Origin of the sequence: uncultured Subdoligranulum sp. (genome assembly GCF_963931595.1) — a bacterium.
In the GTDB taxonomy this organism is placed as follows: domain Bacteria; phylum Bacillota; class Clostridia; order Oscillospirales; family Ruminococcaceae; genus Gemmiger.
This window is the reverse complement of record NZ_OZ007030.1, coordinates 801,797-824,193: the sequence shown is the minus strand read 5'-3', so window position 1 is coordinate 824,193 and position 22,397 is coordinate 801,797. Positions and strand designations below refer to the sequence as shown.

At 61.9% G+C, this 22,397-nt stretch carries 22 protein-coding genes and 1 other annotated feature; of the genes, 3 read left to right on the top strand and 19 right to left on the bottom strand.

The genetic code is table 11. The annotated features are described in order from the left end of the window. Positions 1–52 precede the first annotated feature (52 nt). Together ABGT73_RS03890 and ABGT73_RS03885 are read right to left on the bottom strand one after the other, a co-directional pair. Positions 53–1,738, bottom strand: a complete 1,686-nt coding sequence (locus tag ABGT73_RS03890; RefSeq protein ID WP_346668518.1) for a DAK2 domain-containing protein — start codon at positions 1,736–1,738, stop codon at positions 53–55. 20 nt (positions 1,739–1,758) lie between these two features. Next, complete coding sequence (locus tag ABGT73_RS03885) at positions 1,759–2,112, bottom strand: Asp23/Gls24 family envelope stress response protein (RefSeq protein WP_007046673.1); 354 nt, start codon at positions 2,110–2,112, stop codon at positions 1,759–1,761. Positions 2,113–2,295: 183 nt separating this feature from the next. On the opposite strand from ABGT73_RS03885, the gene ABGT73_RS03880 reads away from it, so the two are divergent. Beyond that, positions 2,296–2,751 carry a CBS domain-containing protein gene (locus ABGT73_RS03880; RefSeq protein ID WP_346668517.1) on the top strand — a complete coding sequence of 152 codons (456 nt, stop codon included), beginning with the start codon at positions 2,296–2,298 and terminating at the stop codon, positions 2,749–2,751. A 117-nt stretch (positions 2,752–2,868) separates the two neighbouring features. On the opposite strand, the gene rplL is transcribed toward ABGT73_RS03880, so the two are convergent. The 17 genes from rplL to rfbA all read right to left on the bottom strand — a co-directional run bounded on the left by rplL (position 2,869) and on the right by rfbA (position 20,730). Continuing rightward, a complete protein-coding gene (rplL, locus tag ABGT73_RS03875) occupies positions 2,869–3,246 on the bottom strand; it encodes a 50S ribosomal protein L7/L12 (protein WP_346668516.1) in 378 nt (125 codons plus the stop codon). 89 nt (positions 3,247–3,335) lie between these two features. Beyond that, a complete protein-coding gene (rplJ, locus tag ABGT73_RS03870; RefSeq protein ID WP_346668515.1) occupies positions 3,336–3,848 on the bottom strand; it encodes a 50S ribosomal protein L10 in 513 nt (170 codons plus the stop codon). Between the two features lie 50 nt (positions 3,849–3,898). Beyond that, positions 3,899–4,038: a sequence feature (ribosomal protein L10 leader region), on the bottom strand. Between the two features lie 52 nt (positions 4,039–4,090). Continuing rightward, the gene (gene rplA / locus ABGT73_RS03865; RefSeq protein WP_346668514.1) at positions 4,091–4,783 is read right to left on the bottom strand and encodes a 50S ribosomal protein L1; all 693 of its coding nucleotides are present in this window, start codon (positions 4,781–4,783) and stop codon (positions 4,091–4,093) included. Between the two features lie 18 nt (positions 4,784–4,801). Further along, a complete protein-coding gene (gene rplK / locus ABGT73_RS03860) occupies positions 4,802–5,227 on the bottom strand; it encodes a 50S ribosomal protein L11 (RefSeq protein WP_007046678.1) in 426 nt (141 codons plus the stop codon). Between the two features lie 153 nt (positions 5,228–5,380). Then, positions 5,381–5,920, bottom strand: coding sequence for a transcription termination/antitermination protein NusG (gene nusG / locus ABGT73_RS03855; protein ID WP_007046679.1), 540 nt, complete (start codon positions 5,918–5,920; stop codon positions 5,381–5,383). 23 nt (positions 5,921–5,943) lie between these two features. Next, the gene (gene secE, locus ABGT73_RS03850) at positions 5,944–6,219 is read right to left on the bottom strand and encodes a preprotein translocase subunit SecE (protein WP_346668513.1); all 276 of its coding nucleotides are present in this window, start codon (positions 6,217–6,219) and stop codon (positions 5,944–5,946) included. Positions 6,220–6,235: 16 nt separating this feature from the next. Continuing rightward, a complete protein-coding gene (gene rpmG / locus ABGT73_RS03845) occupies positions 6,236–6,385 on the bottom strand; it encodes a 50S ribosomal protein L33 (protein WP_007046681.1) in 150 nt (49 codons plus the stop codon). A 176-nt stretch (positions 6,386–6,561) separates the two neighbouring features. Then, entirely contained in the window at positions 6,562–10,044 is a 3,483-nt protein-coding gene (locus tag ABGT73_RS03840) for a UvrD-helicase domain-containing protein (RefSeq protein ID WP_346668512.1), read from the bottom strand. Positions 10,045–10,056: 12 nt separating this feature from the next. Further along, a complete protein-coding gene (locus tag ABGT73_RS03835) occupies positions 10,057–13,389 on the bottom strand; it encodes a PD-(D/E)XK nuclease family protein (RefSeq protein ID WP_346668511.1) in 3,333 nt (1,110 codons plus the stop codon). Between the two features lie 73 nt (positions 13,390–13,462). Beyond that, the gene (locus tag ABGT73_RS03830) at positions 13,463–14,044 is read right to left on the bottom strand and encodes a stage II sporulation protein R (RefSeq protein ID WP_346668510.1); all 582 of its coding nucleotides are present in this window, start codon (positions 14,042–14,044) and stop codon (positions 13,463–13,465) included. Positions 14,045–14,104: 60 nt separating this feature from the next. Continuing rightward, positions 14,105–14,995 carry a 4-(cytidine 5'-diphospho)-2-C-methyl-D-erythritol kinase gene (gene ispE / locus ABGT73_RS03825; protein ID WP_346668509.1) on the bottom strand — a complete coding sequence of 297 codons (891 nt, stop codon included), beginning with the start codon at positions 14,993–14,995 and terminating at the stop codon, positions 14,105–14,107. Between the two features lie 33 nt (positions 14,996–15,028). After that, entirely contained in the window at positions 15,029–16,210 is a 1,182-nt protein-coding gene (locus ABGT73_RS03820; RefSeq protein WP_346670305.1) for an aminotransferase class I/II-fold pyridoxal phosphate-dependent enzyme, read from the bottom strand. Continuing rightward, entirely contained in the window at positions 16,210–16,689 is a 480-nt protein-coding gene (locus ABGT73_RS03815; RefSeq protein ID WP_346668508.1) for an Lrp/AsnC family transcriptional regulator, read from the bottom strand. Before ABGT73_RS03815 ends, ABGT73_RS03820 begins: the two co-directional genes overlap by 1 nt. 123 nt (positions 16,690–16,812) lie before the next feature. After that, positions 16,813–17,790 carry a hypothetical protein gene (locus tag ABGT73_RS03810; protein ID WP_346668507.1) on the bottom strand — a complete coding sequence of 326 codons (978 nt, stop codon included), beginning with the start codon at positions 17,788–17,790 and terminating at the stop codon, positions 16,813–16,815. Positions 17,791–17,859: 69 nt separating this feature from the next. Beyond that, a complete protein-coding gene (rfbB, locus tag ABGT73_RS03805; protein WP_346668506.1) occupies positions 17,860–18,924 on the bottom strand; it encodes a dTDP-glucose 4,6-dehydratase in 1,065 nt (354 codons plus the stop codon). A gap of 7 nt (positions 18,925–18,931) precedes the next feature. Next, positions 18,932–19,834: a dTDP-4-dehydrorhamnose reductase gene (gene rfbD, locus ABGT73_RS03800; RefSeq protein ID WP_346668505.1), complete on the bottom strand. Its 903-nt coding sequence runs from the start codon at positions 19,832–19,834 to the stop codon at positions 18,932–18,934. An 11-nt stretch (positions 19,835–19,845) separates the two neighbouring features. Next, positions 19,846–20,730 (bottom strand): glucose-1-phosphate thymidylyltransferase RfbA, encoded by an 885-nt coding sequence (gene rfbA / locus ABGT73_RS03795; RefSeq protein WP_346668504.1) that lies wholly within the window; start codon positions 20,728–20,730, stop codon positions 19,846–19,848. Positions 20,731–21,038: 308 nt separating this feature from the next. Here rfbA and ABGT73_RS03790 point away from each other — a divergent pair, with 308 nt between their 5' ends. Together ABGT73_RS03790 and ABGT73_RS03785 are read left to right on the top strand one after the other, a co-directional pair. Then, positions 21,039–21,377, top strand: coding sequence for a hypothetical protein (locus ABGT73_RS03790; RefSeq protein ID WP_346668503.1), 339 nt, complete (start codon positions 21,039–21,041; stop codon positions 21,375–21,377). Positions 21,378–21,437: 60 nt separating this feature from the next. Further along, positions 21,438–22,373 (top strand): class B sortase, encoded by a 936-nt coding sequence (locus ABGT73_RS03785; RefSeq protein ID WP_346668502.1) that lies wholly within the window; start codon positions 21,438–21,440, stop codon positions 22,371–22,373. Positions 22,374–22,397 lie beyond the last annotated feature (24 nt).

Sequence of the window (22,397 nt, the reverse complement as noted above, 5' to 3'; positions counted from 1 at the left end):
AGGCGAACTCGGAACCTTCCCAAATTCGCCTTTTGTCTTGTTTGCTTGCCGCTTACTCCACCGAGATCATGTAGTAATACACCGGCTGACCGCCGCTGATATGGCTGACCTCAATGTTGCCGCCGCACTTGGCGCGGACCAGATCGGTGGTGTGCTCGGCGTCCTCGTCGCTCACATCACAGCCCGAGATCACCGTGATGAACTGGGTGTCCTTCTTGCGCATGGAGCGGGCCAGACGGTAGGTGACCTTGACGATGTCGGTGCCGGTGGCCACGATCTTGCCGTTCTCCAGCGCCATGATCTCACCCTTCTTGATGGGTTTGCCGTCGAACTCGCTGTCCCGGGCGGCGTAAGTCACCAGACCGGTGCTCACGCGGTCCGCAGCCTGCATCATGTTGACGGCGTTTTCGTCGGGCTTGACCTCAGGGTCAAAGTTCAGCATGGCCGTCATGCCCTGGGGTACCGTGCGGGTGGGCAGCACAATGACCTTGCGGTCCGCCAGCTTCTGCGCCTGCTCGGAGGCCATGATGATGTTCTTGTTGTTGGGCAGTACCAGCACCGTCTTGGCCGGCACGCTCTGGATGGCCGCCAGAATATCCTCAGTAGAGGGGTTCATCGTCTGGCCGCCGCTGACCACGGCATCCACGCCCAGGTCGGTGAAGACATTCTTCAGACCCTCGCCGGCAGCCACGGCCACAAAGCCGTACTCCCGCTCGGGATCCACCGCAGCGTAGGTGAACTCGCTCTCCTTCTTTTCCTCGGCCTGGGCCTGCTTCTCCAGCCCCTTGCCCTGCTTCTGGCGGGCCAGGAACTGTTCATGCATGTTCTCGATCTTGAAGTCGGTCAGGTAGCCGTACTTGATGGCCTCCGACAGCATCATGCCGGGGTCGGAAGTATGCACATGGCAGTTGGCCACGTCGTCGTCCTCAATGACCACCACAGAGTCACCGTTGGACTCCAGGAAGGCGCGCAGACGGGTTACACTGGCATCGGCATTCTTGTGGAGCAGGAACTGGGTGCAGTAACCGTTTTTGATGTCCTCCACCTTCATCAGGTCGTCGGCAAAGACTCCCTTGCCGGCAGACTCACTGGAAACTTTGGGTTTGGCCGCCACTTCGGCACCGGCGATGATCTCGCCGCCGTCAAAGACCTGCTTCATGCCCTCGAAGACCAGCAGAATACCCTGGCCGCCGGCATCCACCACGCCGGCCTTCTTCAGCACAGGCAGCAGATTGGGCGTGTCATCCAGAGCGGTCTGGGCAGCCTCCAGCATGGCGTCCCACATGGCGGGGACTTCCATCTCGGTGCACTGCTGGGCCTTCTCCGCCGCCAGACGGGTGACGGTCAGGATGGTGCCCTCGGTGGGCTTCATGACGGCCTTGTAGGCTGCGTCAACACCCATCTGCAGCGCCGCTGCCAGATCGGCGGCGCTGGCCTCGGTCTTGTCCTTCAGGGCCTTTGAAAAGCCACGGAACAGCAGGCTGGTAATAACGCCGGAGTTGCCGCGGGCGCCGCGCAGCATGGCGGAGGCAGCCGTCTTGCTTGCTTCCGCCACCGTGCAGCTGTCGGACAGGGCTTCCAGTTCCCGGGTGGCGGCACCCACCGTCATGCTCATATTCGTGCCGGTGTCACCGTCCGGAACAGGGAAAACATTCAGCTCATCCACCCGGGTGCGCTGATTGGCAATATTGTTGGCGCCGGAAAGAATGGCGTCGCGCAGGATCTGACCAGTAATCATCGTATGTTACACCTCATGTTTCAATCTGCCAGAATATCATCCACATACACATCAATGCGCGCAACCTTCAGGCCGGTGGCATGCTCCACTTCGTCCTTGACGCGGTGCGTGATGCTTTGCGTAATGGTAGAGATATTGAGCCCATACCCCACTTTAATATGCAGCGCGATGACCAGACGTCCGCCCTCCTGCGTGACGGTGACGCCCTTCGGCGGCAGACTGCCGGTGCGCAGCGCATTGCGCACAACGCTTTCCGCCGGGGCCTGTCCCATGGCGGCGATGCCGTAGCACTGTTTGGCCGCCTGCTCCACCAGGCCGGAGAAATAATCGTTGGTCAAAGAGATATGTCCGTAAGGATTCACCTTGGTGATCATCTGCGATCCTCCTTTGTTGGGCTTAATTAAGTTTATTATACACCACTTTTTCCCGTTTGAACAGTCTTTTTTCAAGAAAAATCTGAGCGGTTGTTTTTTAACAATCCATTCACAAAGTTTACAGGTCGAACGTATATACTGATTATAGAACCAACACTACCACCAAAAGGAGTGCATTCAAGCATGAATCTTTTGTTCTTTTTGACACCCAAGCAGGACGTATTGTACATCTACGAAGACTTCACCCTGCGCCAGACGCTGGAGAAGTGGTCCAACCAGCGCTTCGCCACCATCCCCGTTCTGAAGCGCAACGGCGAGTATGTGGGCTCCATCACCGAGGGCGACATCCTGTGGGGCATGAAAAACCTCCACGGGCTGGACCTGGAGGCCAGCGAGGATGTACCCATCGCCAGCTTCCCCCGGCGCCGGGATTACAAGGCGGTGACCGTCACCACCGATATGCCCACCCTGCTGCGGGCCGCCATCGACCAGAACTTCGTGCCGGTGGTGGATGACCGCAATGTATTCATCGGGATTGTACGACGCAACGTCCTTTTGAAGGATATGTACGGCAAATGCACCGGCCTGCCGCCCGAGAAGAGCCCCCGCAATACCGCGCGGCGGCAGCCCATTTTCTGATACGGATCTCCCGGTAGCGCGATGCCTTACGGCACCGTGCTGTTTTTGTGTGCAAAACAAAAAACACCACATGGCGGTGAAACCATGCGGTGTTGTGAATCAGTCCGGAAAACTGAATTACTTCAGCTCGACCTTGGCGCCGACTTCTTCCAGCTTCTTCTGCATCTCCTCGGCATCGGCCTTGGAAGCCTGCTCCTTCAGCTTGGCATCGGGGGTCTCGACGAGCTTCTTGGCCTCCATCAGGGAAGCGCCGGTCAGCTCCTTGACAGCCTTGATGACCTGCATCTTGTTGGCGCCGACATCCTTCAGGATGACGTCGAACTCGGTCTTCTCTTCCTCAGCGGGAGCGGCAGCAGCGCCGGCGGCAGCGGGAGCAGCAGCGGCAACAGCGGAAACGCCGAACTCCTCGCAGATGGTGTCAACGAGCTCTTTGAGCTCCAGAACAGTCATAGTCTTGACAGACTCGACAATGGCAGTGATCTTCTCAGAAGCCATGGTAGTTACCTCCATTATAATTTGGTGTTTAAGCGGCGCATGGATTGAACGAGCACTGCGCCGGGGTGCTCATGCAGCTTGATTTACAATCAGGCAGCGGGTTCCTCCTGCTTGTCGGCAACCGCCTGCAGGGCGACAGCCAGACCGCCGATGATCCCGTTGAGGGAGCCGGCCAGCATGGAGAGCAGACCCTCGCGGTTGGGCATGGTAGACAGGCTCTTGATACCGGCGGCATCCATCACCTGACCATCGCAGAAACCACCCTTGACGACGAAGCGCTTGGACTTGTCAGCGTCAGCGAACTTGCACAGGATGCGAGCCGCAGCAGCCGGGTCCTCCGGGGACAGAGCGATGGCCGTGTCACCCTTGAAGTAGTCGGCCAGAGCCTCGTACTGGGTGTCCTTGACAGCGAGACGCAGCATGGTGTTCTTGACGACCATGTAGTGCACGCCGGCCTCACGCAGGTCCTTACGCAGCTTGGTGTCGTCGGCCACGCTGATGCCGTTGTACGCGACAACCACACCGGCCAGAGAAGAAGAGATCTCCTCGTTCAGGGCCTTGACAAGAGCCTTCTTGGATTCCAGAATCTTTGCACTGGGCATTTGAATTTCACCTCGTTCCACTTACAGTTTGGTAACGGTAAGCGGCTTTTCGTGTAAACAGAAAAGCCCCTCTCCCGTCGCCGGGAAAAGGGCTTGAAAGCACAGCAATCAAACGCACGTTTCTCGGCAGGTGGGTTACCCCATTATGCCTTGCGGCACCTGCTGTCTTAAAAACAGCTTAGATAATATAGCACACAAACGTACGTTTGTCAAGTACTTTTTAAAATTCAGCAAACGCTGGATCAGACACCGTACTTGTTGGTGGCAACGCGGACGCCGGGGCCCATGGTGGTGGCGACGGTCGCGCTCTTGAAGTACTGGCCCTTGGCCGCAGCGGGCTTCGCCTTGGCGATGGCATCCAGAACGGTATCCAGGTTGGTCATGAGCTTCTCGGGGCCGAAAGAGGCCTTGCCGATGGGCACATGGATGATGTTCTGCTTGTCCAGACGGTACTCGATCTTACCGGCCTTGGCATCGGTAACAGCCTTGCCGACATCGGGGGTCACAGTGCCGGCCTTCGGGTTGGGCATCAGGCCACGGGGACCAAGGATTTTGCCCAGACGGCCAACGCGGCCCATCATGTCGGGAGTGGTAACCAGAACGTCGAAGTCCAGGTAACCGCCCTGGATCTTGGCGATCAGATCGTCGTCACCGACCTCCTGCGCACCGGCAGCCTCGGCAGCCTTGGCGGCTTCGCCCTTGGCGATGGCGATGACGCGGACGTTCTTACCGGTACCGTTGGGCAGAACAACGGCGCCACGGACCTGCTGGTCAGCGTGACGGCTGTCAACGCCCAGACGGACGTGCAGCTCGACGGTCTCGTCGAACTTCGCGGTCGCGGTCTTGCAGCAGAGCTCCAGGGCCTCGGCCGGATCATAAGTCTTGCTGCTCTCGATCAGTTTGGCAGCATCGGTATATTTCTTGCCGTGTTTCATTGCTTATTCCCCTCCTGTTCAACCCTCAACGGTAACGCCCATGCTGCGGGCGGTGCCCTTGATCATGCTGACGGCGGCCTCCAGAGAGGCAGCGTTCAGGTCGGGCATCTTGGTCTTGGCGATCTCCTCGGCCTGGGCCAGGGTGATGGAGCCGACCTTGTTCTTGTTCGGCACGCCGGAGGCGGTGTCGATGCCGGCAGCCTTCTTGATCAGAACGGGCGCCGGGGGGGTCTTGGTAATGAAGCTGAAGGAGCGGTCAGCGTAGACGGTGATGACGACGGGGATGATCATGCCCATCTGGTTCTTGGTACGCTCGTTGAACTCCTTGGTGAACGCCATGATGTTGACGCCCTTCTGGCCCAGGGCAGGACCAACGGGGGGAGCCGGAGTCGCTTTGCCGGCGGGGATTTGCAGCTTGATGTAGCCAGTGATTTTCTGTGCCATGATACTTGCACCTCCAAATTTTGTGGTGAGTTGCGGCCCGCGGTGCAGGCCTCCCACGGGTATGCGACGGCCGCATACCCTATAAAAACCGTACCCCGGGTCTTGGCCCGTTCGCGGTTCTTACCGGAAATTGCTTGCGTTCCGAGAAGTTTCTCAGAACAGTTTGACCTGATGGAGCTCCAGTTCAGCAGGCAGCTCGCGGCCAAACATCGTGATCTTCACGCGCACCTTGCGCGCGGGAATGTCGATCTCCTCCACGGTGCCGACGGAACCTTCCATCGGACCGGCAGTGATCTCGACCGTGTCGCCGACTTTGTAGTCGACCTGCAGTTCGGCTGTGGTCTCAACGCCCATCTTGGCCACCTCTGCCTCGGTCAGCGGCTCGGGTTTGGACTCCGGGCCGACGAAACCGGTGCAGCCGCGCGTGTTGCGCACGATGTACCAGGTGTTGTCGTTCATGACCATCTTGACGAAGACGTAACCGGGGTAGAGTTTGCGCTGGACTTCCTTTTCGCCGGTCTTGTTGCCGGTCTTGTCCAGCACTTCCTCGATCACAGTCTCGGTCGGAACCTTGACATCGCAGATCAGGTCCTGCAGACGGCGGTTTTCCACCATCGTCATCAGGTCCTGTGCGACCTTGTTCTCATAGCCGGAATAGGTATGCACCACATACCAGTTTGCCTGTTCAGCCATTGGTCATGCCTCCGCTCAAGCGCTCAGGCGCCGACCACTAGATGGATCGCGCCGCCGAAGATAAGGTCCAGCACAATCAGCACGATGGCCGCGATCAGCACGACCGCGATCACCGTGACGGTGTTGGTCTTGACATCCTTTTTGCTGGGCCAAACCACCTTTTTCAGCTCGCTCTTGGTATCTTTGAAATACTTCGCGATGCCTTTGAAAAAGTTCTTGACCTTGCCAAAAAATGAGGTCTTTTTCTTTTTGTCGCTTTGAGCCTGGGCTGCGGTGTTCGAAGATTTCTTATCCGCCATCTCTAAGCTCCTATCCTCACTTGGTTTCGCGGTGAAGGGTATGCTTTTTGCAGAAACGGCAATACTTCTTCATCTCAAGACGATCGGGAGAGTTCTTCTTGTTCTTCTCCTTGTTGTAGTTGCGCTGCTTGCACTCGGTGCAAGCCAGGGTGATCTTGACAGTCATTGTTCGGCACCTCCATTATCGGTTAATAAGCCTCCCTCGCGCTTACGGGCCGCCCCGGAAAAAGGGCATAAAAAATAAACCCGCAAAAGAGGTGCTATCATAATAGCACAACCGCGGGTCTAAGTCAAGGTTTCCTGCCGCATTTTTTGCAGATTTTCTTGGCGGCAGTACGTATGTTATCTGTCCGAAAGGGGGATGTCGATCTCCTGTTCCAGGGCGAAACTGTAGATGGTCAGCCTGGTGACCGGCACCCCCAGCCGCAGCGCAAAGGCGTACCGGTACAGGCGCAGCTGGGCGGCGTATTCCTTTTTATAGTAGTCGGGATCCTTGCTGCCGTCCGTCTTGTAGTCGCAGATCTCGGCGTGGTCGTCAAAGACCAGCACCAGGTCGGCGATGCCCTGCACCAGCACCTCGGCATCACTGTCCCCTGCCTCGGGCGTCACCCGGGAGGCGGGCAGTGCCGTGATGAAGGGTTCCTCCCGCAGTACCCGGCGCGCTGCCCTGATGCGGCGCCAGACGCCGCTCTCGAAGAAGGGCTGTACCCGCGCCAGATCCAGCTTGTCGGCCAAGTCGGGGTCCAGCAGTCTGCGGTCCACCTGCCGCTGCACCTCCTGCCGCAGGTCGGGCGCCGGGCCGTCAAAGGGCACGCTCTGCAGGAAGGCATGGATGGCCGTGCCGCGCTCGGCGCCGGTCATACCGCTCTTCTGCAAAAACGCCGGACGTTCCAGCGCCACCGGGCGCGCCGCGTGGGCCACCGCGCTGACACTGACCTTGGCGGGGATCTTCTGGAGTATCTCCTGGGGATTCTGCCAGGCAAAGGTCTTCTCCAGCGCACGGCGCAGTTCTTCGTCGGGGGCCGCCTCGGGCCGGGCCGGCGGTTCCGGCAGCGCTTCCGGCGCCGACAGCAATCGGACAGTCAGCGGCACCCGGGTGGGCAGATGGTGGGGCAGCAGCGGCGTATGGGCCCACAGCGCATCACTCTCGGGATGGAGCAGGACCGCCGTCAGCAGCCAGCCCGCCCAGCTGTTCATTCCCTGCATAGCCTCCGGGCCGGTGGCTTCGGCAGCCGCGCACAGAGCCGGCGTCTTGAGGGAACTGTCGGTCTTTTTGAGAGGGATCGTCACGATGAGGGCGTCCTGGGCACGGGTCAGCGCCACGTAAAGCACCCGCATCTCCTCGCTGAGGGTCTCGGTGCGGATGGCCTGGGCCAGCGCCGCGTAGGGCAGCGTCTTGTACCGCCTGGCGGTCTGCCCCGCCCGCAGCATGACGCCCACACCCAGCCGGCTGTGTGTCAGCACCGGGCGGATGGCATCGCTCTGGTTGAACTGGTGCGCCGTGTTGGCCACAAAGACCACCGGGAATTCCAGTCCCTTGGAGCGGTGCACCGTCATGATGCTGACGCAGCCGGGACGGGTCTGTCCGCCGCCGCTCTGGTTGAGGCCGCCGTTGGCCGCCGCGGAATCCATGGCGCGCACCAGCGCCGCCAGACCCGCCCGGCCGGCACCACCGGCCCAGGCCACAAAGGTCAGAAGATCCTCCCGGCAGCGGGCGCCGTCCCGCAGTGCTCCCACCGCCGCCAGATAGCCTGTGCGGGCCAGCAGTTCTTCCAACAGACGGTCCACTGGCAGTGTGCGGGCCAGTCGGCGGTATTCCGCCAGTGCTTCGGTGAAGGCCGCAAAGCGGGGCTGTCCGCCGTAGAGCACCGCCCCGTACAGGCTGCCCTGGGGACAGGCACGGCGCAGCGCCACAAGATCGTCCGGCGTGTAGGGAAACAGCGGGCTGAGCAGCACCGCCGCCAGCGGAATATCCTGGGCGGGGTTGTCGATGACCCGCAGCAGGGCCGCAAAGGGCCGGATGTGGGGTGCATCCAGCAGGTCGGCAGCCGTATCGGCAAACACCGGGATATCGGCGGCGCGGAGGGCTTCCTCATAGACCGAGAAATCGGCGCGGCCCCGAAGCAGGATGCAGAAATCGTCATACCGGCAGGGACGGGTGCCCGCCTTGTCCCGTACGGCGAACCCTGCCTTCACCATCTCGGCAATACGCCGGGCAATGCCGGCGGCATCCCCTGCCGCGTCGGCGCCGTCCAGCACGTCCACCTCGCAGAGTCCCGGATAGTTTTCGTCCGGTTTGCCAACCACCAGCCGCTGGCCGGCACCGTAGGTCACGCCGCCCAGCCCTTCCGAGAAAAACACCGAGAACAGGTAGTTGATGCCCTCGATGACGCCGGGGGCGCTGCGGAAATTGGCATCCAGCGCCAGGGTTGCCGGCTGGGGCGCCGGCTGCGGGTAGGGCTGCCAGCGCTGCTGCTTGCCCAGAAACACCGCCGGGTCCGCCTGCCGGAAGCGGTAGATGCTCTGCTTGATATCCCCCACAAAGAACAGGTTATCCCCCGCCGGGGAAGCCAGCGCAAAATAGATGGCATCCTGCAGGGCGTTGGTGTCCTGGTATTCGTCCACCAGCACCGCGGCATACCGCTCGCTGACGGTGCGGCACAGGGGTGTGCGGCTGCCGTCCGGCGCGATGAGCAGATCCAGCGTCAGGTGTTCAAAGTCGGCGTAGTCCAGCAGTTTTTCCTCGCATTTGGCCGCAAAGCAGGCATCGGCGAAGGTCCGGGTGACACGTACCAGTGCCGCCACCAGAGGGGCCGCGCGGCGGCGGTCCTCCTCATACTCCTCTGCCGTGCAAAGCAAAAAGTCGGTGCGCAAAGCTGCAATCTGCTTTTTGGCGCGGTCCCGCAGCTCACTGGCCGCAAAAGCTGAGGGGTTGGAATCTTTGCCGCCCTTGATACGCCCCGCCTTGCGCCAGCTGCCGCCCAGTTCTTCCAGGGCTGCCACTGCCGCGTTCCAGTCGGCCTGCTGCAGTTTCTGGCAAAGCCACTCCACCCGGGCCACATCATCCTGCAGCACCGCGGTGTAGGCAGCATCGGCCGCCTCGTCCCGGGCCGCCGTGCGGGCGCCCGCTTCCAGCAATGCCTGCGCGCCCCGGGCACGGTCCCGGCCAATGCGCAAAAGATCCTGACCCCAGGGCGTATCCTGCGGCGGTTCACCGTTTTGCCACTGTTCCGCAAAGGACTGCAGCGCCTGCATGGGATGGGGCAGCGAGCGGCTGAAATGATAGAGTTCCAGCACGGCGTTGCCCGCCGTCTGGTCGGTGCGGCCGCGGTCGTACAGGTCGGCAAAGGCGCGGAAGTCCGGGTCTTGGTAGGCTTCCTCCAGCACATCCGATAGCGTCTCCTGCTCGATGCGGGCCAGGTCCGCCTCCTCGGCGGTCTCGAAGTCGGGCGGCACATCCAGCGCCGCGAAATGCTGCTGCACGAAATGCAAGCAGAAGGCATCCACCGTGCCGATGGAGGCACGCTGCAAAAGCAGCTGCTGGCGGCGCAGGCGCACATCCTCGGGATGGGCCCGGACCTCATCGGCCAGCCGGGTGGCAATATCGGCGCGCAGTTTGGCTGCCGCCGCATTGGTGAAGGTCATAATGAGCAGCCGGTCGGCCTCCACCGGGTGATGCGGGTCGGTGATGAGCCCCACCACCCGCTCCACCAGGACACGGGTCTTGCCCGAACCCGCTGCCGCCGACACCAGCAGACTGCCGCCCCGGGCGCCGATGGCCGCCGCCTGGGCGGGGGTAAATTGAATTTTGTGGGTATCCGGCATGGTGTTCTCCTTTTATTCTTCCGCAAACGGGTCGGTCGCCGCCTCCACCTTGCGCTCGTTCTCGCCGTCCTGATGGGAACAGGCAATGCGGAAATCACAGTATGCACAGGGGCTGCAGCCGCCGCTGCACAGCGGCTGTGCGTCGATCTTGCCCCCATAGAGGTTCCGGGACATCTGTTTCAGCAGCCCGTCCAGGTGATCCCGGATCCGGGCCAGTTTCTTTTCGTCCGCCAGGCGGCTCTTACCGTTGGTGACTTTGCCGGTTTTGGCGCTGAAATTCAGCGGCACAAAATTCCCGGTACAGCGGCGGTCCATGGCGTGGTAGATGCTCTCGTCGTCCAGCAGCAGGCCGTTGAGGGGATAGTTGTTTTCCCCTTCGGTGTCCCCCTGCCCGGCCTGGGCCCGGGGTACACTCTCGGGGGCGGGGTCTGCCAACAGATATTCCACCCCTGCCGCCGTGGCCCCCGGGAATTGGTTCCCGGCGTTGCGTTCCAGCGTAAAGAGGTAGAGGAGCATCTGGCAGTCCAGACCGCAGTAGACTTCCTTGAGCTGGAAATCCTTGCCGCCGGTCTTGTAGTCCACCACCCGCAGATAGGTGCGTTCCCCCAGGGGCATGGCATCCACCCGGTCCACCGTGCCCACGATCCGCACCGTATGGCCGGCCCCATCGTCCAGCTCCACCGGGTCCACCCGGGGCGCCGCAGGGTCCTCCCCGGGGCGGTCGTCGATGCGCAGCTCGAAGGCTACCGGCTGGAAGCCGGACTGCTGCAGATCCCGCTGGATGAAGCCCAGCAATCCCACCAGGTTGCGGCGGATACGCTCGATGAGGTACTGCATCCGCACCGTGATACCCGGCAGATTGGCCTTTGTGTATTCTTCCACCAGCTCCTCCACCAGGGCCTGGAGTTCCTCAGCGCTCAGGTCCTTGAAGGCCGCCCCCTGGCGGCGCAGTGCGTTTTCCAGCACCCAGTGGGTCAATGTACCGCTGATGTTGGGGGCCAGCTCCGCTTTCTGGCGCGGCGCCGCCCGCAGCACAAACTGCATGAAATACCCGAAGGGACAGGTCTGGTATTTTTCAAAACGGGTGGGGCTCACCCGCAGTCCCGGCCCCAGCAGTTTTTCCAGAGCGGCGGTATCCTGTACCGTGGGTTCCGCCTTCTGCCGCGCACGGCGCGCCGCCTCGTACCCCGGGGCGGCATGGGGGGTGGCTTCGGCGGCATCCAGCGCAGCGCGCAGGGCCTCGCCCTCCCCTTCCCGGCCGGGCTGCTGGCTGATGATGCCCAGGATATCCAGAGCAGCCGCCGGGGAGGCCCCCAGTTCGGCAGTGTCGGGTTCCGCAAAGGGCACCTGCAGCAGACGGCGCACCGGCGCCAGCGCCGAGCTGGCCGGAGTATCGTCCTCCCCGTGGGCGGCGCCGGGCCAGCTAAGCCAAAGAAAGGACCGTGCCGCCGTCATGGCTTTATAGAAGCAGACACCTTCCCGCAACACCTTGTTTTCAAAGCAGTCGGGCAGTTCCGCCCCCTGCCGGATCATGGCGTCCCGGTCGGCATGGGTCAGAAGTCCCTGGTCGCCCGGTGTCTTGGGAAACTCCCCTTCCACCAGGCCCACCACAAACACGGCGTCGGTCTCCGGCAGGCGCATACGGCCCGCCGTGGTCAGAATCACGCTGTCCAGGCTCTGGGGAATATGGCCCATATCGGTGGTGCGCAGCAACAGCGTAAAGAGTTCCGCGTAGTCCGCCGGGGGCAGCGTTTCCTCCCCCAGCAGCTGGGCCAGCTGGTTGAGCAGCCCCATGACCACGTTCCACTCCCGCAGAACCTCGTCCGCCTCCGGCATACGGCCCTGGGCACGCAGCGTTTCTGCCAGCGCATTCAGGGTGTCCTCGGCGCCCAGGGACTGCAGGAACAAATAGATCTGTTTGGTCAGTGCTGCCGCGCTGGCGTCCTTCAGGCGGGGCAGGTATTTCTGGATGCGTTCCATCAGGAAGGTACGGGCCGCCTCGGCATCCTGCCGGGTGCGCACATCCTCGGCCCGCTCCCCGTCCGCATAGCCGGCGGCGCTGCGGGTAAAGGGCGCCCGCCAGTCCGCCGCCTTGAGAGGCCAGGTGTAGGCGTAGTTTTCCAGGGCGGTCTGCTGCCGTTCCGGCAGATCCACCAGCCCCGTCTTGAGCAGCCGCAGCACCGTCCGGCTGGACACGCCGCCCCGGGCCAGATCCAGCACCGCGTGCACCGCCCGGGCGGGCGCCGTGTTTTCCGGTGTGGTGGCCTCATCACAGAAAAGCGGAATGTTCTGCAGCCGGAATTCATACCGCAGCGGGCCCAGGTACTGGGCCGCATCCCGGCAGATCACCGCCATGCGATGGTAGGGCATGCCTGCCCGGGCCCGGGCGGCGATCTCCGCCGCCACCGCCTTGGCCTCGGCCTGACGGCTGGCCGCCCCATGGCAGACAATGGCCGGATGCTCCGGGTCCACCGTTTGCTCCGGCGTGTAGGTGGGGTCGGAGAGCAGCCAGTTCAGTTCCGCCAGCACCGGCGTGTCCCGGTGGCGGAGATCCTCGGTCAGCGTCTCGGTCTGCACCGGCACACCGGCGTCGGAGGCCATCCGGCGCAGGCTGCTGGCCACCGCCTTGGCGCCGCTGAACAGTCCCATACCGCCGTCCCGGTCCTCCGGGCCGTCGCAGCACAGGCAGACCGTCACATCCGCCACCGGCAGCATGGCCGCCAGCAGGGCCCGCTTGGGCGCGTTGAAGGTATCGAATTCATCGATGTAAACCGCCCGCCCTGCAAAGAAATCTGCATCCAGGTAGCGGGCAGCCAGCTGCTGCCGGTCGCCGGGATCCATCGCCGTCTGGGCCAGCAGCCCTTCGTAGGCGCCATAGATGAGGGAAAGTTCCTGCAGTTTGTCCCGGTCCGCCCCCGGTGCCAGGGCATAGTCGGCCAGCGCCTGGGGCGTGACCCCGGCACTTTTCAGTTCCTCGATGGTCTGGGCAGCCTTCTCGCAGAAAGCCGCCGAACGGCGCTGCCGGTTGTAGTAGACCACCCGGTCCAGCAGCGAATCCACCGCCCGCCGTACCAGCAGTGCCCGGCCTGCCTCGTCCAGTGTCTGCACCGCCGCACCGCCGTAGCGGCGCAGCAGCGTCTCGGCCAGCGAGGTGAAGGAGTAGCTTTCCACGAAGGCGGACAGAGTATCCCCCAGCGTGCGGTAGAGCTGTCCCTCGGTGGAGGAGGTGAACTGTTCCGGCACAATCAGCAGACTGCGCTGGCCGTGCTCGGCGCGGGTGCGCAGTTCCGCCAGCATGCGGCGGGATTTGCCGCTGCCCGAAGGCCCCAGAAGCAGATGAAGCATACAGAAAAATCCTTTCCCGTTGTACAGAAAAAAGAGGGAAACCTGTTTGTCTGTTTCCCTCTTGGCGTTTTGCTCAGAGCCCCCGCAGGGCATCCAGCAGCGCGAAACGCACTTCATATGGACCGAACACCAGGGCATTTTCCGCCCGGGTCGGATATTCCGCCGTGGCCCCCGATACGCAGAGGGCCGGATAGAGCACACAGAACCAGTTGTGTCCCTGGGCAGCGCCCAGTTCCACCCGCAGAGCGGTGTAATCGCCGCCGGGCAGGACAAAATCGCCGTAGTCCCTGGCGCTGAAGGCAAAGGTCTCCAGCCGCACCGTGGCTGTCTGGCCGCTATGGGCATCCAGCAGCGTACGGTTGGCCGCGGCCCGCAGCGCGGGCAATGCGCATTGCAGGGCCTGCTGCGCCTCCCGGGGGGTCGTTGCCCCGGTGACTGTGGCCGGCAGCGCCGCCAGGATGGCATCCCGCACCTGCAGTTTCAGCAGCTGGTCTTCGATGGTATCGCTGTTGGCCAGCACATGCAGCCGGATGGTATCGGCGCGCACCTGGGCTGCCACCGTTTGCCGCCAGCCCATGACCAGCGTAAGTACAATCGTCAGCAGGAACCCCAGGCCTGTGCCCAGTTCCCAAACCCGTCTTCTATGTCGGTTCATCTTCTCCACTCCCTTCGTCGGGAGTATGGTCAGAAAGGATGCCCCGCAAACGGGCGTAAATTATTTTTTCATGGGACGGCGCACCGTCACCCGGGGGCCGCCCCGGGTGGGACGGCAGAGATAGGTCTGCTTGTAGCCGGGCTTGAGCGCCGTCAGGGCCGCACGGGCTTTTTCCTCGTCGTCAAAGACGCCGAATACCGCTGCACCGCTGCCGGTCATCTGGGCCGTCAGGGCGCCGCTTTCCCGCAGCACCGCGCAGATGGCCGGGGTTTCCTGGGCACCGGAGCAATGTTCCAGCGCGTTGCCGGCAGCCTTGCAGACCGCGGCCAGATCCCCGGCCCGCACGGCCTGCTCCTGGGCTTCGCAGTCGGGATGCACCGGGCTGCCCATGGTATCGTACCGGGCGAAGGCCTCGGGGGTGGAGACCCCCACGCTGGGCATGGCCACCACGAACCAGCAGTCCGGGCAGGGCGGCAGTGCCTTCATCAGGTCGCCCACGCCCCGCACCCGGCAGGTGCCTCCCAGCAGGGCAAAGGGCACGTCCGCCCCGATGCCCGCGCCGATGGCGCACAGTTCACTCATGGAGAGCCGGGCATCATACAGGTCGTTGAGGCCCACCAGCACACCGGCGGCGTCGGCGCTGCCGCCGGCCATACCGGCCCGCACGGGCACCCGCTTGTAGATCGTCATATCCACCCCGGCCAGCAGACCGGTGTAATGGAAAAAGGCCAGCGCCGCCTTGATGGCGGTATTTTTATCGTTCACCGGTACAAAGCTGCCGGGCAGCGTCAGCTGGAGCCCCTCGCTGCGGCGCAGGGTGATCTTTTCATACAGATCGATGGTCTGCATGACCATATCCAGATCGTGGTAGCCGTTGGGCATCGTGCCCACCACATCCAGCGAGAGATTCAGCTTGGCCGGGGCCAGCACCGTGACGGATTTTTTGCGCATAGGATTCACGTTCCTGTCTTTTGTGTGTTCGCCTTATTCGGTCTTCAGCCAGCCGTGTTCCTTCAGGAAGGCCCGGATGCGGCGCATGGCGGTTTCCAGATGGTCCACGCTGTAGGCGTAGCTGATGCGGGCGTAACCCTCGCCGGAGGCACCGAAAGCGTCCCCCGGAATGATGGCCACTTCCTTTTCCCGCAGCAGCTGTTCGCAGAATTCCTCGCTGGTCAGGCCGCTGATCTGGATGGACGGGAAGACGTAGAAGGCTCCCCGGGGTTCAAAGCAGGTCAGACCCATCTCGTTGAGGGCCTTGACCACATAGCGGCGGCGGCGGTTGTACTCGTCCCGCATCATCTCGATCTGGTCGTCGCACTGGCGCAGCGCCGTGATGGCGGCATACTGGCTGGTGGTGGGCGCGCTCATGATGCAGTTCTGGTGAATCTTGGTCATCACCTGGATCACCGGTTCCGGCCCCACCGCATAGCCCAGACGCCAGCCGGTCATGGCGTAGGATTTGGAGAAGCCGTTGACCACGACGGTCCGCTCCGCCATATCGGGAAGGGAGGCAAAGGAGACATGCCGATCCAGGCCGTAGGTGAGTTCGGAATAGATCTCATCCGACAGCACCATGATGTTGGTATCCCGCAGCACGTCGGCGATGGCCTCCAGGTCCTGGACGCCCATCACAGCGCCTGTGGGGTTGTTGGGGTACGGGAAGATCACCAGCTTGGTGCGCGGCGTGATGGCCGCCTTGAGCTGTTGGGCCGTAAGGCGGAATCCATCCTCGGCGCGGGTGGCAATGTGCACGGGCACGCCACCCGTCAGCTGGGTGATGGGTTCATAGCAGACAAAGCAGGGTTCCGGGATGATGACTTCATCCCCGGGTTTGACCAGTGCCCGGATGGCCAGGTCGATGGCCTCGCTGCCGCCGACGGTGACCAGCACCTGGGGCACCTCATACTTCAGGTCAAAGCGGCGTTCCAGATACCGGCAGATCTCGGCGCGCAGCTCCTTGAGGCCGGCATTGGCCGTATACTTGGTGCGGCCCTGCTCCAGGCTACGGATGCCGGCATCCCGCACACTCCAGGGGGTCTTGAAATCCGGTTCGCCGACGCCCAGGGAGATGCAGTGCGGCATATCGCTGGCCAGGTCAAAGAACTTGCGGATGCCGGAGGGGCGCATGGCCTGGGCGGCAGGGGCAAGCAGTTCGTTGTAATTCATCACAGCATAGTCCACTCTCTTTCGTCGGTCTCCTCGGCCTGATACAGGCGGCCGCCCCGCTTGTAGGCCCGCAGCACAAAGCTGGTGGCCGTAGAGATCACATCGTCCAGCGGCGAGAGACGCTTGGCGACAAAGAGGGCGATTTCCTGGAAGCTGCGGCCTTTGATGATGACCTGCAGGTCATAGCTGCCGCTCATCAGCAGCACGGTGTCCACCTCGTCAAAGCCGGCAATGATGGTGCCGATATCGTCAAAACCGCGGGACTTGTGGGGCGTCACCCGCAGTTCGATCACCGCTTCCACCAGGTTCACCCCGGCCTGCTCCCAGTCCACCAGGGTTTCATAGCCGCGGATATACCCCTTGGAGGCAGCCTCGTCCATCATGGCGGCCACTTCTTCCGGCGTCTTGTCCAGCATCGCCGCGATATCTTCGATGGGCATACGGGCATTCTTTTCCAAAATGCGCAGCAATTCTTCCATGTTTGATACACCTCTTTACCGTATATATGGATAGATTATAGCATAGACCCCGCAAGATTGCACCTGTTTTTTGCACAAAAAAGCACCCCCGCCTTTTGGGCAAGGGTGCTTGAGTGTTTTGAGTTAACCTACGGCTTCTTCTGATTCTTCCGAACTGCTGTCCGCCTCCGAAGCGGAATCGGTGGATTCGGATTCCGCAGTGTCCGTTTCCTCCTGGGACTCCTCGGTGGAGGCAGCGGCGTCGGTGCTTTCCGCCGGCTCACTGTCCGTGGATTCGGCAGGTTCTTCCGTCGCCGTGCTGTCGGCCGTATCGGTCATCGAAGCGTTCAGCTGGCTTTCCACCAGAGACTGGGTGTCCTGGGTCACTTCCGCGGTGGGCGAAGGTGTCGGCGTGGCTTCCACCTTCATCTCGCTCTCCTGCAGGGCGCTCAGATACCAGTCGCGGTTTTCGCCGCGGGTAAAGACATAGTCCATATACTTGACGGGGTCCGTGGGAGCCGTCAGGGACAATTCACCGCTGGCGCTGTTGCTGGTGGTGGGAATGTATCCCACCGTCACGTACATCTTGCCGCCCGAGGTGGAGATCTTCTCCACTTCCGGGGTGTACTGTGCCACCGAGCTGGTGACAGGCACCAGGTAGCACTGTTTTTCCTCGTTGTACTGGTAGACAAACTCGTCGGTGCTGAAGCTGCCGTCCGCGATGGGATAGTCCGGTCCCAGCAGGTTGGAGATATAGGTGTCGATCTCCAGCTTGGGGATCATGGCCGAACCGGTATCGGGGTCACGCTCATACTGGTCCAGGCTTCCGCCATTTTTCTGGATCTCATAGACCGTGCCCCAGATGGCCGCCTGTTTGAAGACCCCCGGGTCCACCGTACTCACATCATCAAAGGGAAGCGGATCCAGCATGACCATACCGTACAGCCGGTCTGCGTAGGACGCCCGCCGGCCGGAATCGTCCAGGGCGGTGCGCAGCGCGCTGACCACCCATCCCAGCACAGTAAACAGGCCGATCAGGGCCAGCAGCAGCGCGATGGCTCCCAGGATCTGGCGGGCCAGGCGGCGGCTGTTGCGGATTTGTTCTTCTCTGTAATTTGCCATTGTGGATTATGAAGCTCCTAATAGATCTGCGGGCGCACAGCCCGGAACACCGGTAGCAAGCAGACAGTCTTACTTATTCTTGTACATCTGCTCGTAGTACTTCTGATAGTCACCGCTGGTGACGTGGGCCATCCACTCGGGATGGGCCAGATACCAGTCGATGGTCAGGACGATGCCCTTTTCAAACGGCGTCTCGGGATACCAGCCCAGATCTTCCTTGATCTTGGTGGGATCGATGCCGTAACGGCGGTCATGGCCCAGACGGTCCGCCACATGGGTGATCAGCTCCTCGCTGATACCCTCATCCTTCAGGCGGTCATGCAGCTGGGCGATCACCGTCTTGACGATGAAGATGTTGGGGCGCTCGTTGTGGCCGCCCACGTTGTAGACCTCGCCGTCCTTGCCGCCGGTGGCCACCATGTCGATGGCCTTGCAGTGGTCCATGACATACAGCCAGTCACGGATCTGCATGCCGTCGCCGTAGACCGGCAGCTTCTTGTGCTGCTTGGCGTTGTTAATGAGCAGCGGGATCAGCTTCTCAGGGAACTGATAGGGGCCGTAGTTGTTGGAGCAGCGGGTGATGTTCATCGGCATGCCGTAGGTATCGTGGAACGCCTTGACGAACATATCGGCGCTGGCCTTGCTGGCGGAATAGGGGCTGTGGGGGCACAGCGGCGTGGTCTCCATGAAGTAACCCTCGGCGCCCAGCGCGCCGTAGACCTCGTCGGTGGACACCTGCAGGTACTTCTTGCCTTCCTTCCAGGTCTTGGCCTCGGCATCATACCAGGCATCCTTGCAGCACTGCAGCAGGTTGACGGTGCCCAGCACGTTGCTCTCCACGAAGATCTCGGGATTCTTGATGCTGCGGTCCACGTGGCTCTCCGCCGCGAAGTTGATCACATAGTCGGGATCATACTTGGCGATCAGCTCGGTGACCAGGGCTTTGTCGCAGATATCCCCCTGCACAAAAATGTGGCGGGCATCCCCCTCGATGTCCTGGAGGTTCTCCAGGTTGCCGGCATAGGTCAGCTTGTCCAGGTTGACCAGACGGATGTCCTCATATTTGTCCAGCATGTAGTGGACAAAGTTGGAGCCGATAAAACCGGCACAGCCGGTGACAAGATAAGTTTTCATAACGTCGTTATTCTCCGTTCCAGTTTGCAAAAAAATCCTTCAGGGCATCCTGCCAGTCGCGCATCTCGTCCCCCACCGTGCAGCGCAGCATGCGGTTATCCAGCGCGCTCCACTCGGGACGGTTGGCGCTCTCCGGGTGGGCGGCGGCATACTCGGCGCTGGTGCAGGGAATTACCTTGCAGGGAAGACCGGCGCCCTTCATGATGGCCGCCGCGAAATCCGCCCAGCTGCAGATGCCATTGCCGGTGCAGTGGTAGATGCCGTAATCGTGGCTGACCGCCAGCTTGAGGATATGGTAGGCAAGATCCACCGCGTTGGTGGGGTTGCCCAGCTGGTCGTTCACCACGGTGATCTTCTCATGGGTCTTGCCCAGATTCACCATCGTCTTGACGAAGTTCTTGCCGTAGTAGCTGTAGAGCCATGCCGTGCGTACAATGATATGCCGGCGGCAGAACCGCTCCACATACTGCTCGCCCAGCAGTTTGGTCTGGCCGTAGGCCGAGATGGGCGCCGGCACAGCGCACTCGTCCAGTGCCACACCGCCGGTGGGCGCCCCCGAGAACACATAGTCTGTGGAAATATGGATCAGTCGGGCATTGACCTTGTCACAGGCCAGCGCCAGGTTGCGCGGGCCGATGGCATTGACGTTGAACGCCGCATCCCGGGACGTTTCGCAGCCGTTCACGTTGGTGAACGCCGCACAGTTGATGACCGTGTCGGGCTGATGGCGGCGGATATAGTTGATGGTGGCTTCCCGGTCGGTGATGTCCAGTTCATCCACGTCCACGGGAATCACCGTGGCTTTGCGCAGCCGTTCCGGCAGAGGGCCCAGTACGCAGCCTTCCTCCGCCAGCTGATGCTGCAGTTCGGTGCCCAGCTGACCGCGGCACCCGGTAATCAAAATCTTCATCGCAAATCCTCTCAATACAGCAGCTTGTCATCGGCAACATTTTTCAGATGCTTGCCGTAGGGAGACTTACCGTACCGTGCGGCGCTCTCCAGCAGTTTTTCCTTGCTGATCCAGCCGTACTTGTAGGCAATCTCCTCAGGGGCGGAAATCTTGATGCCCTGGCGCTGCTCGACGGTCTGCACAAAGGTGGCCGCCTCCACCAGGGAATCCATCGTGCCGGTATCCAGCCAGGCATAGCCGCGGCCCAGCAGCTGCACGTCCAGCTTGCCCTGGGCCAGGTACATGGCGTTCAGCGTGGTGATCTCCAGCTCCCCGCGGGCGCTGGGCTTGACCTGCTTGGCCATCTCCACCACATCTTTATTATAGAAATACAGGCCGGTGACCGCATAGTTGCTCTTGGGATGCTCAGGCTTTTCCTCGATGGAGGTGGCACGGCCCTCCTTGTCAAAGGAGACCACGCCGAAACGCTCGGGGTCATTGACATAGTAGCCGAACACCGTGCTGCGGCCCGCCTCCGCGTTGGCAGCGGCCGCTTTCAGCCGCTTGGAGAATCCGGCGCCGTAGAAAATGTTGTCGCCCAGAACCATCGCGCAGCAATCGCCGTCGATGAATTCCTCCCCCAGCAGGAACGCCTGGGCCAGACCGTCAGGGCTCGGCTGGACCTTGTACTGCAGATGCAGGCCGTACTGACTGCCGTCGCCCAGCAGGGCTTCAAAGCGCGGGGTGTCGGTGGGGGTGGAGATGATCAAAATATCCTGAATGCCTGCCAGCATCAGCGTCGACAGCGGATAGTAGATCATCGGCTTATCATACACAGGCAGCAGCTGTTTGGAGGTGACCATCGTCAACGGGTAGAGTCTGGTGCCGGCACCACCGGCAAGGATAATCCCTTTCATCGTTACAACTCCTTATGCTGAATTTGACAGTGCGCGCCGCCCATCCCTAGGGTCTTCCCATTGGGGCACAATCTCACACAATATTGGAATCATTATACCGCATTTATCGGTAGGGCGCAAGGGGCAAATCCCGCCCGGGACACCGGCCCGGCAGGCGGAATTTGTTTCCAGTTTGTTACCATTTGTTTACGAACGCTTGACGCATGCGACATCATATGATACAATATACGCAGTGTAAATGTCGACGGCTGTGTACGCCGCCTTGTAATATTGAATTCTGAATCATCGATTAAGGAGGCGTTTTCGCGTTGAAACGCTTTTTATGCGCGGCCTTTTTTATTGCGCTGGTCGCTTTGCTGGCCGCCTGCGGCGTGCTGAACAACGGACGTTCGGCGGCACAGGCCACCGCAACGCCCACCAGTTCCACCTCGCGCACCCAACAGCAGAGCGATACCGTCAAGGTCAATGAGACCGCCGCCAAGGTGGACGTGGTGACCGCCCAGAGCAGCCAGACGCCTTCCTCCACGGCGGCGCCTGTAACCGCAGATACCCCGGCCACCGGTGATTTCCCGGTTCTGTATCTGGCCGGCATTGTGGGCTTGATCCTGATTTGCTCCGCCGGACTGCTGATGCTGCGCAAGATATGATGACAACGCCCTGCGGGGCGTTTTTTTATTACCGAAAAAACGGGAAAGGAGGCGGTTTTGTTGTCCAGACGATACCGCAGACTGCGCGGCGACACCGCCTACTACCCCTTTGCCGCCCGCACCGGGCTGCGCGCCCGGCAGCGGCGTCACGCACGATGGCTGCGGCTGGGCGGTGCGGCGGCGCTGGCGCTGGCCGCCGCCCTGCTGCTGCGGCAGACTGTATTTCACGGTGGTCAGCCGGAACCGCCCGCCCCGGTGGCAACCAGTTCCGTGGCAGCCACCACAGAAACCGGCCGGGTCACAGTAGCCCCGCTGGCCGCCACCCGGGATGCCCTGGCCCGCGCCGATGAGGAGGGTGTCCCCACCACGCCGGAAACCGCCCCTACCCCTGCCCCCGGGCAGTCTGACCAGGTCCTGCCCCAGTACCGCGCCCTGTACGAGCAGAATGCCGATATGATCGGCTGGCTGCGCATCGGCGGGACGGACATCGACCTGCCTGTTGTCCAGACGCCCGGCGACAATGAACATTATCTGCGCCGGGGATTCGACGGGCTGTATTCCACCGGCGGCACGCTCTTTCTGGATGAGCAGTGCTCCATCGACCCCGACGCCCCCACCGCCAACTGGCTGGTCTACGGGCACAATATGGCCGACGGCTCGATGTTCGGGGAACTGACCCGCTACCGCGACAAGGCGTTCTGGCAGGCCCACCCTACCTTTACCTTTGATACCCTGTACGAGACCGGCACCTGGCAGGTGGTGGCCGCGCTGGATACCACGCTGGGAGCCGATGCCCTGCCCTACTACACCTTCTTCGACGCCGACACCAAGCTGGAATGGGAACAGCGGGTAAATGCCATTCTGGAGTTGTCGCTCTATGACACCGGCGTCACGCCGGAATACGGGCAGCAGCTTCTGACGCTGTCCACCTGCGGCAACACCACCCCCGCCACCGACACCCGCTTTGCTCTGCTGGCGGTGCGCGTTGGCGATTGACCATTCCCCGGACAGTTTGGTCTT

What these genes read in the sequence shown, in the direction of transcription:
- ABGT73_RS03890 (WP_346668518.1), bottom strand. Translation starts at nt 1,738, where the DNA reads ATGATTACTGGTCAGATCCTGCGCGACGCCATTCTTTCCGGCGCCAAC.
- ABGT73_RS03885 (WP_007046673.1), bottom strand. Translation starts at nt 2,112, where the DNA reads ATGATCACCAAGGTGAATCCTTACGGACATATCTCTTTGACCAACGAT.
- ABGT73_RS03880 (WP_346668517.1), top strand. Translation starts at nt 2,296, where the DNA reads ATGAATCTTTTGTTCTTTTTGACACCCAAGCAGGACGTATTGTACATC.
- rplL (WP_346668516.1), bottom strand. Translation starts at nt 3,246, where the DNA reads ATGGCTTCTGAGAAGATCACTGCCATTGTCGAGTCTGTCAAGACTATG.
- rplJ (WP_346668515.1), bottom strand. Translation starts at nt 3,848, where the DNA reads ATGCCCAGTGCAAAGATTCTGGAATCCAAGAAGGCTCTTGTCAAGGCC.
- rplA (WP_346668514.1), bottom strand. Translation starts at nt 4,783, where the DNA reads ATGAAACACGGCAAGAAATATACCGATGCTGCCAAACTGATCGAGAGC.
- rplK (WP_007046678.1), bottom strand. Translation starts at nt 5,227, where the DNA reads ATGGCACAGAAAATCACTGGCTACATCAAGCTGCAAATCCCCGCCGGC.
- nusG (WP_007046679.1), bottom strand. Translation starts at nt 5,920, where the DNA reads ATGGCTGAACAGGCAAACTGGTATGTGGTGCATACCTATTCCGGCTAT.
- secE (WP_346668513.1), bottom strand. Translation starts at nt 6,219, where the DNA reads ATGGCGGATAAGAAATCTTCGAACACCGCAGCCCAGGCTCAAAGCGAC.
- rpmG (WP_007046681.1), bottom strand. Translation starts at nt 6,385, where the DNA reads ATGACTGTCAAGATCACCCTGGCTTGCACCGAGTGCAAGCAGCGCAAC.
- ABGT73_RS03840 (WP_346668512.1), bottom strand. Translation starts at nt 10,044, where the DNA reads ATGCCGGATACCCACAAAATTCAATTTACCCCCGCCCAGGCGGCGGCC.
- ABGT73_RS03835 (WP_346668511.1), bottom strand. Translation starts at nt 13,389, where the DNA reads ATGCTTCATCTGCTTCTGGGGCCTTCGGGCAGCGGCAAATCCCGCCGC.
- ABGT73_RS03830 (WP_346668510.1), bottom strand. Translation starts at nt 14,044, where the DNA reads ATGAACCGACATAGAAGACGGGTTTGGGAACTGGGCACAGGCCTGGGG.
- ispE (WP_346668509.1), bottom strand. Translation starts at nt 14,995, where the DNA reads ATGCGCAAAAAATCCGTCACGGTGCTGGCCCCGGCCAAGCTGAATCTC.
- ABGT73_RS03820 (WP_346670305.1), bottom strand. Translation starts at nt 16,210, where the DNA reads ATGAATTACAACGAACTGCTTGCCCCTGCCGCCCAGGCCATGCGCCCC.
- ABGT73_RS03815 (WP_346668508.1), bottom strand. Translation starts at nt 16,689, where the DNA reads ATGGAAGAATTGCTGCGCATTTTGGAAAAGAATGCCCGTATGCCCATC.
- ABGT73_RS03810 (WP_346668507.1), bottom strand. Translation starts at nt 17,790, where the DNA reads ATGGCAAATTACAGAGAAGAACAAATCCGCAACAGCCGCCGCCTGGCC.
- rfbB (WP_346668506.1), bottom strand. Translation starts at nt 18,924, where the DNA reads ATGAAAACTTATCTTGTCACCGGCTGTGCCGGTTTTATCGGCTCCAAC.
- rfbD (WP_346668505.1), bottom strand. Translation starts at nt 19,834, where the DNA reads ATGAAGATTTTGATTACCGGGTGCCGCGGTCAGCTGGGCACCGAACTG.
- rfbA (WP_346668504.1), bottom strand. Translation starts at nt 20,730, where the DNA reads ATGAAAGGGATTATCCTTGCCGGTGGTGCCGGCACCAGACTCTACCCG.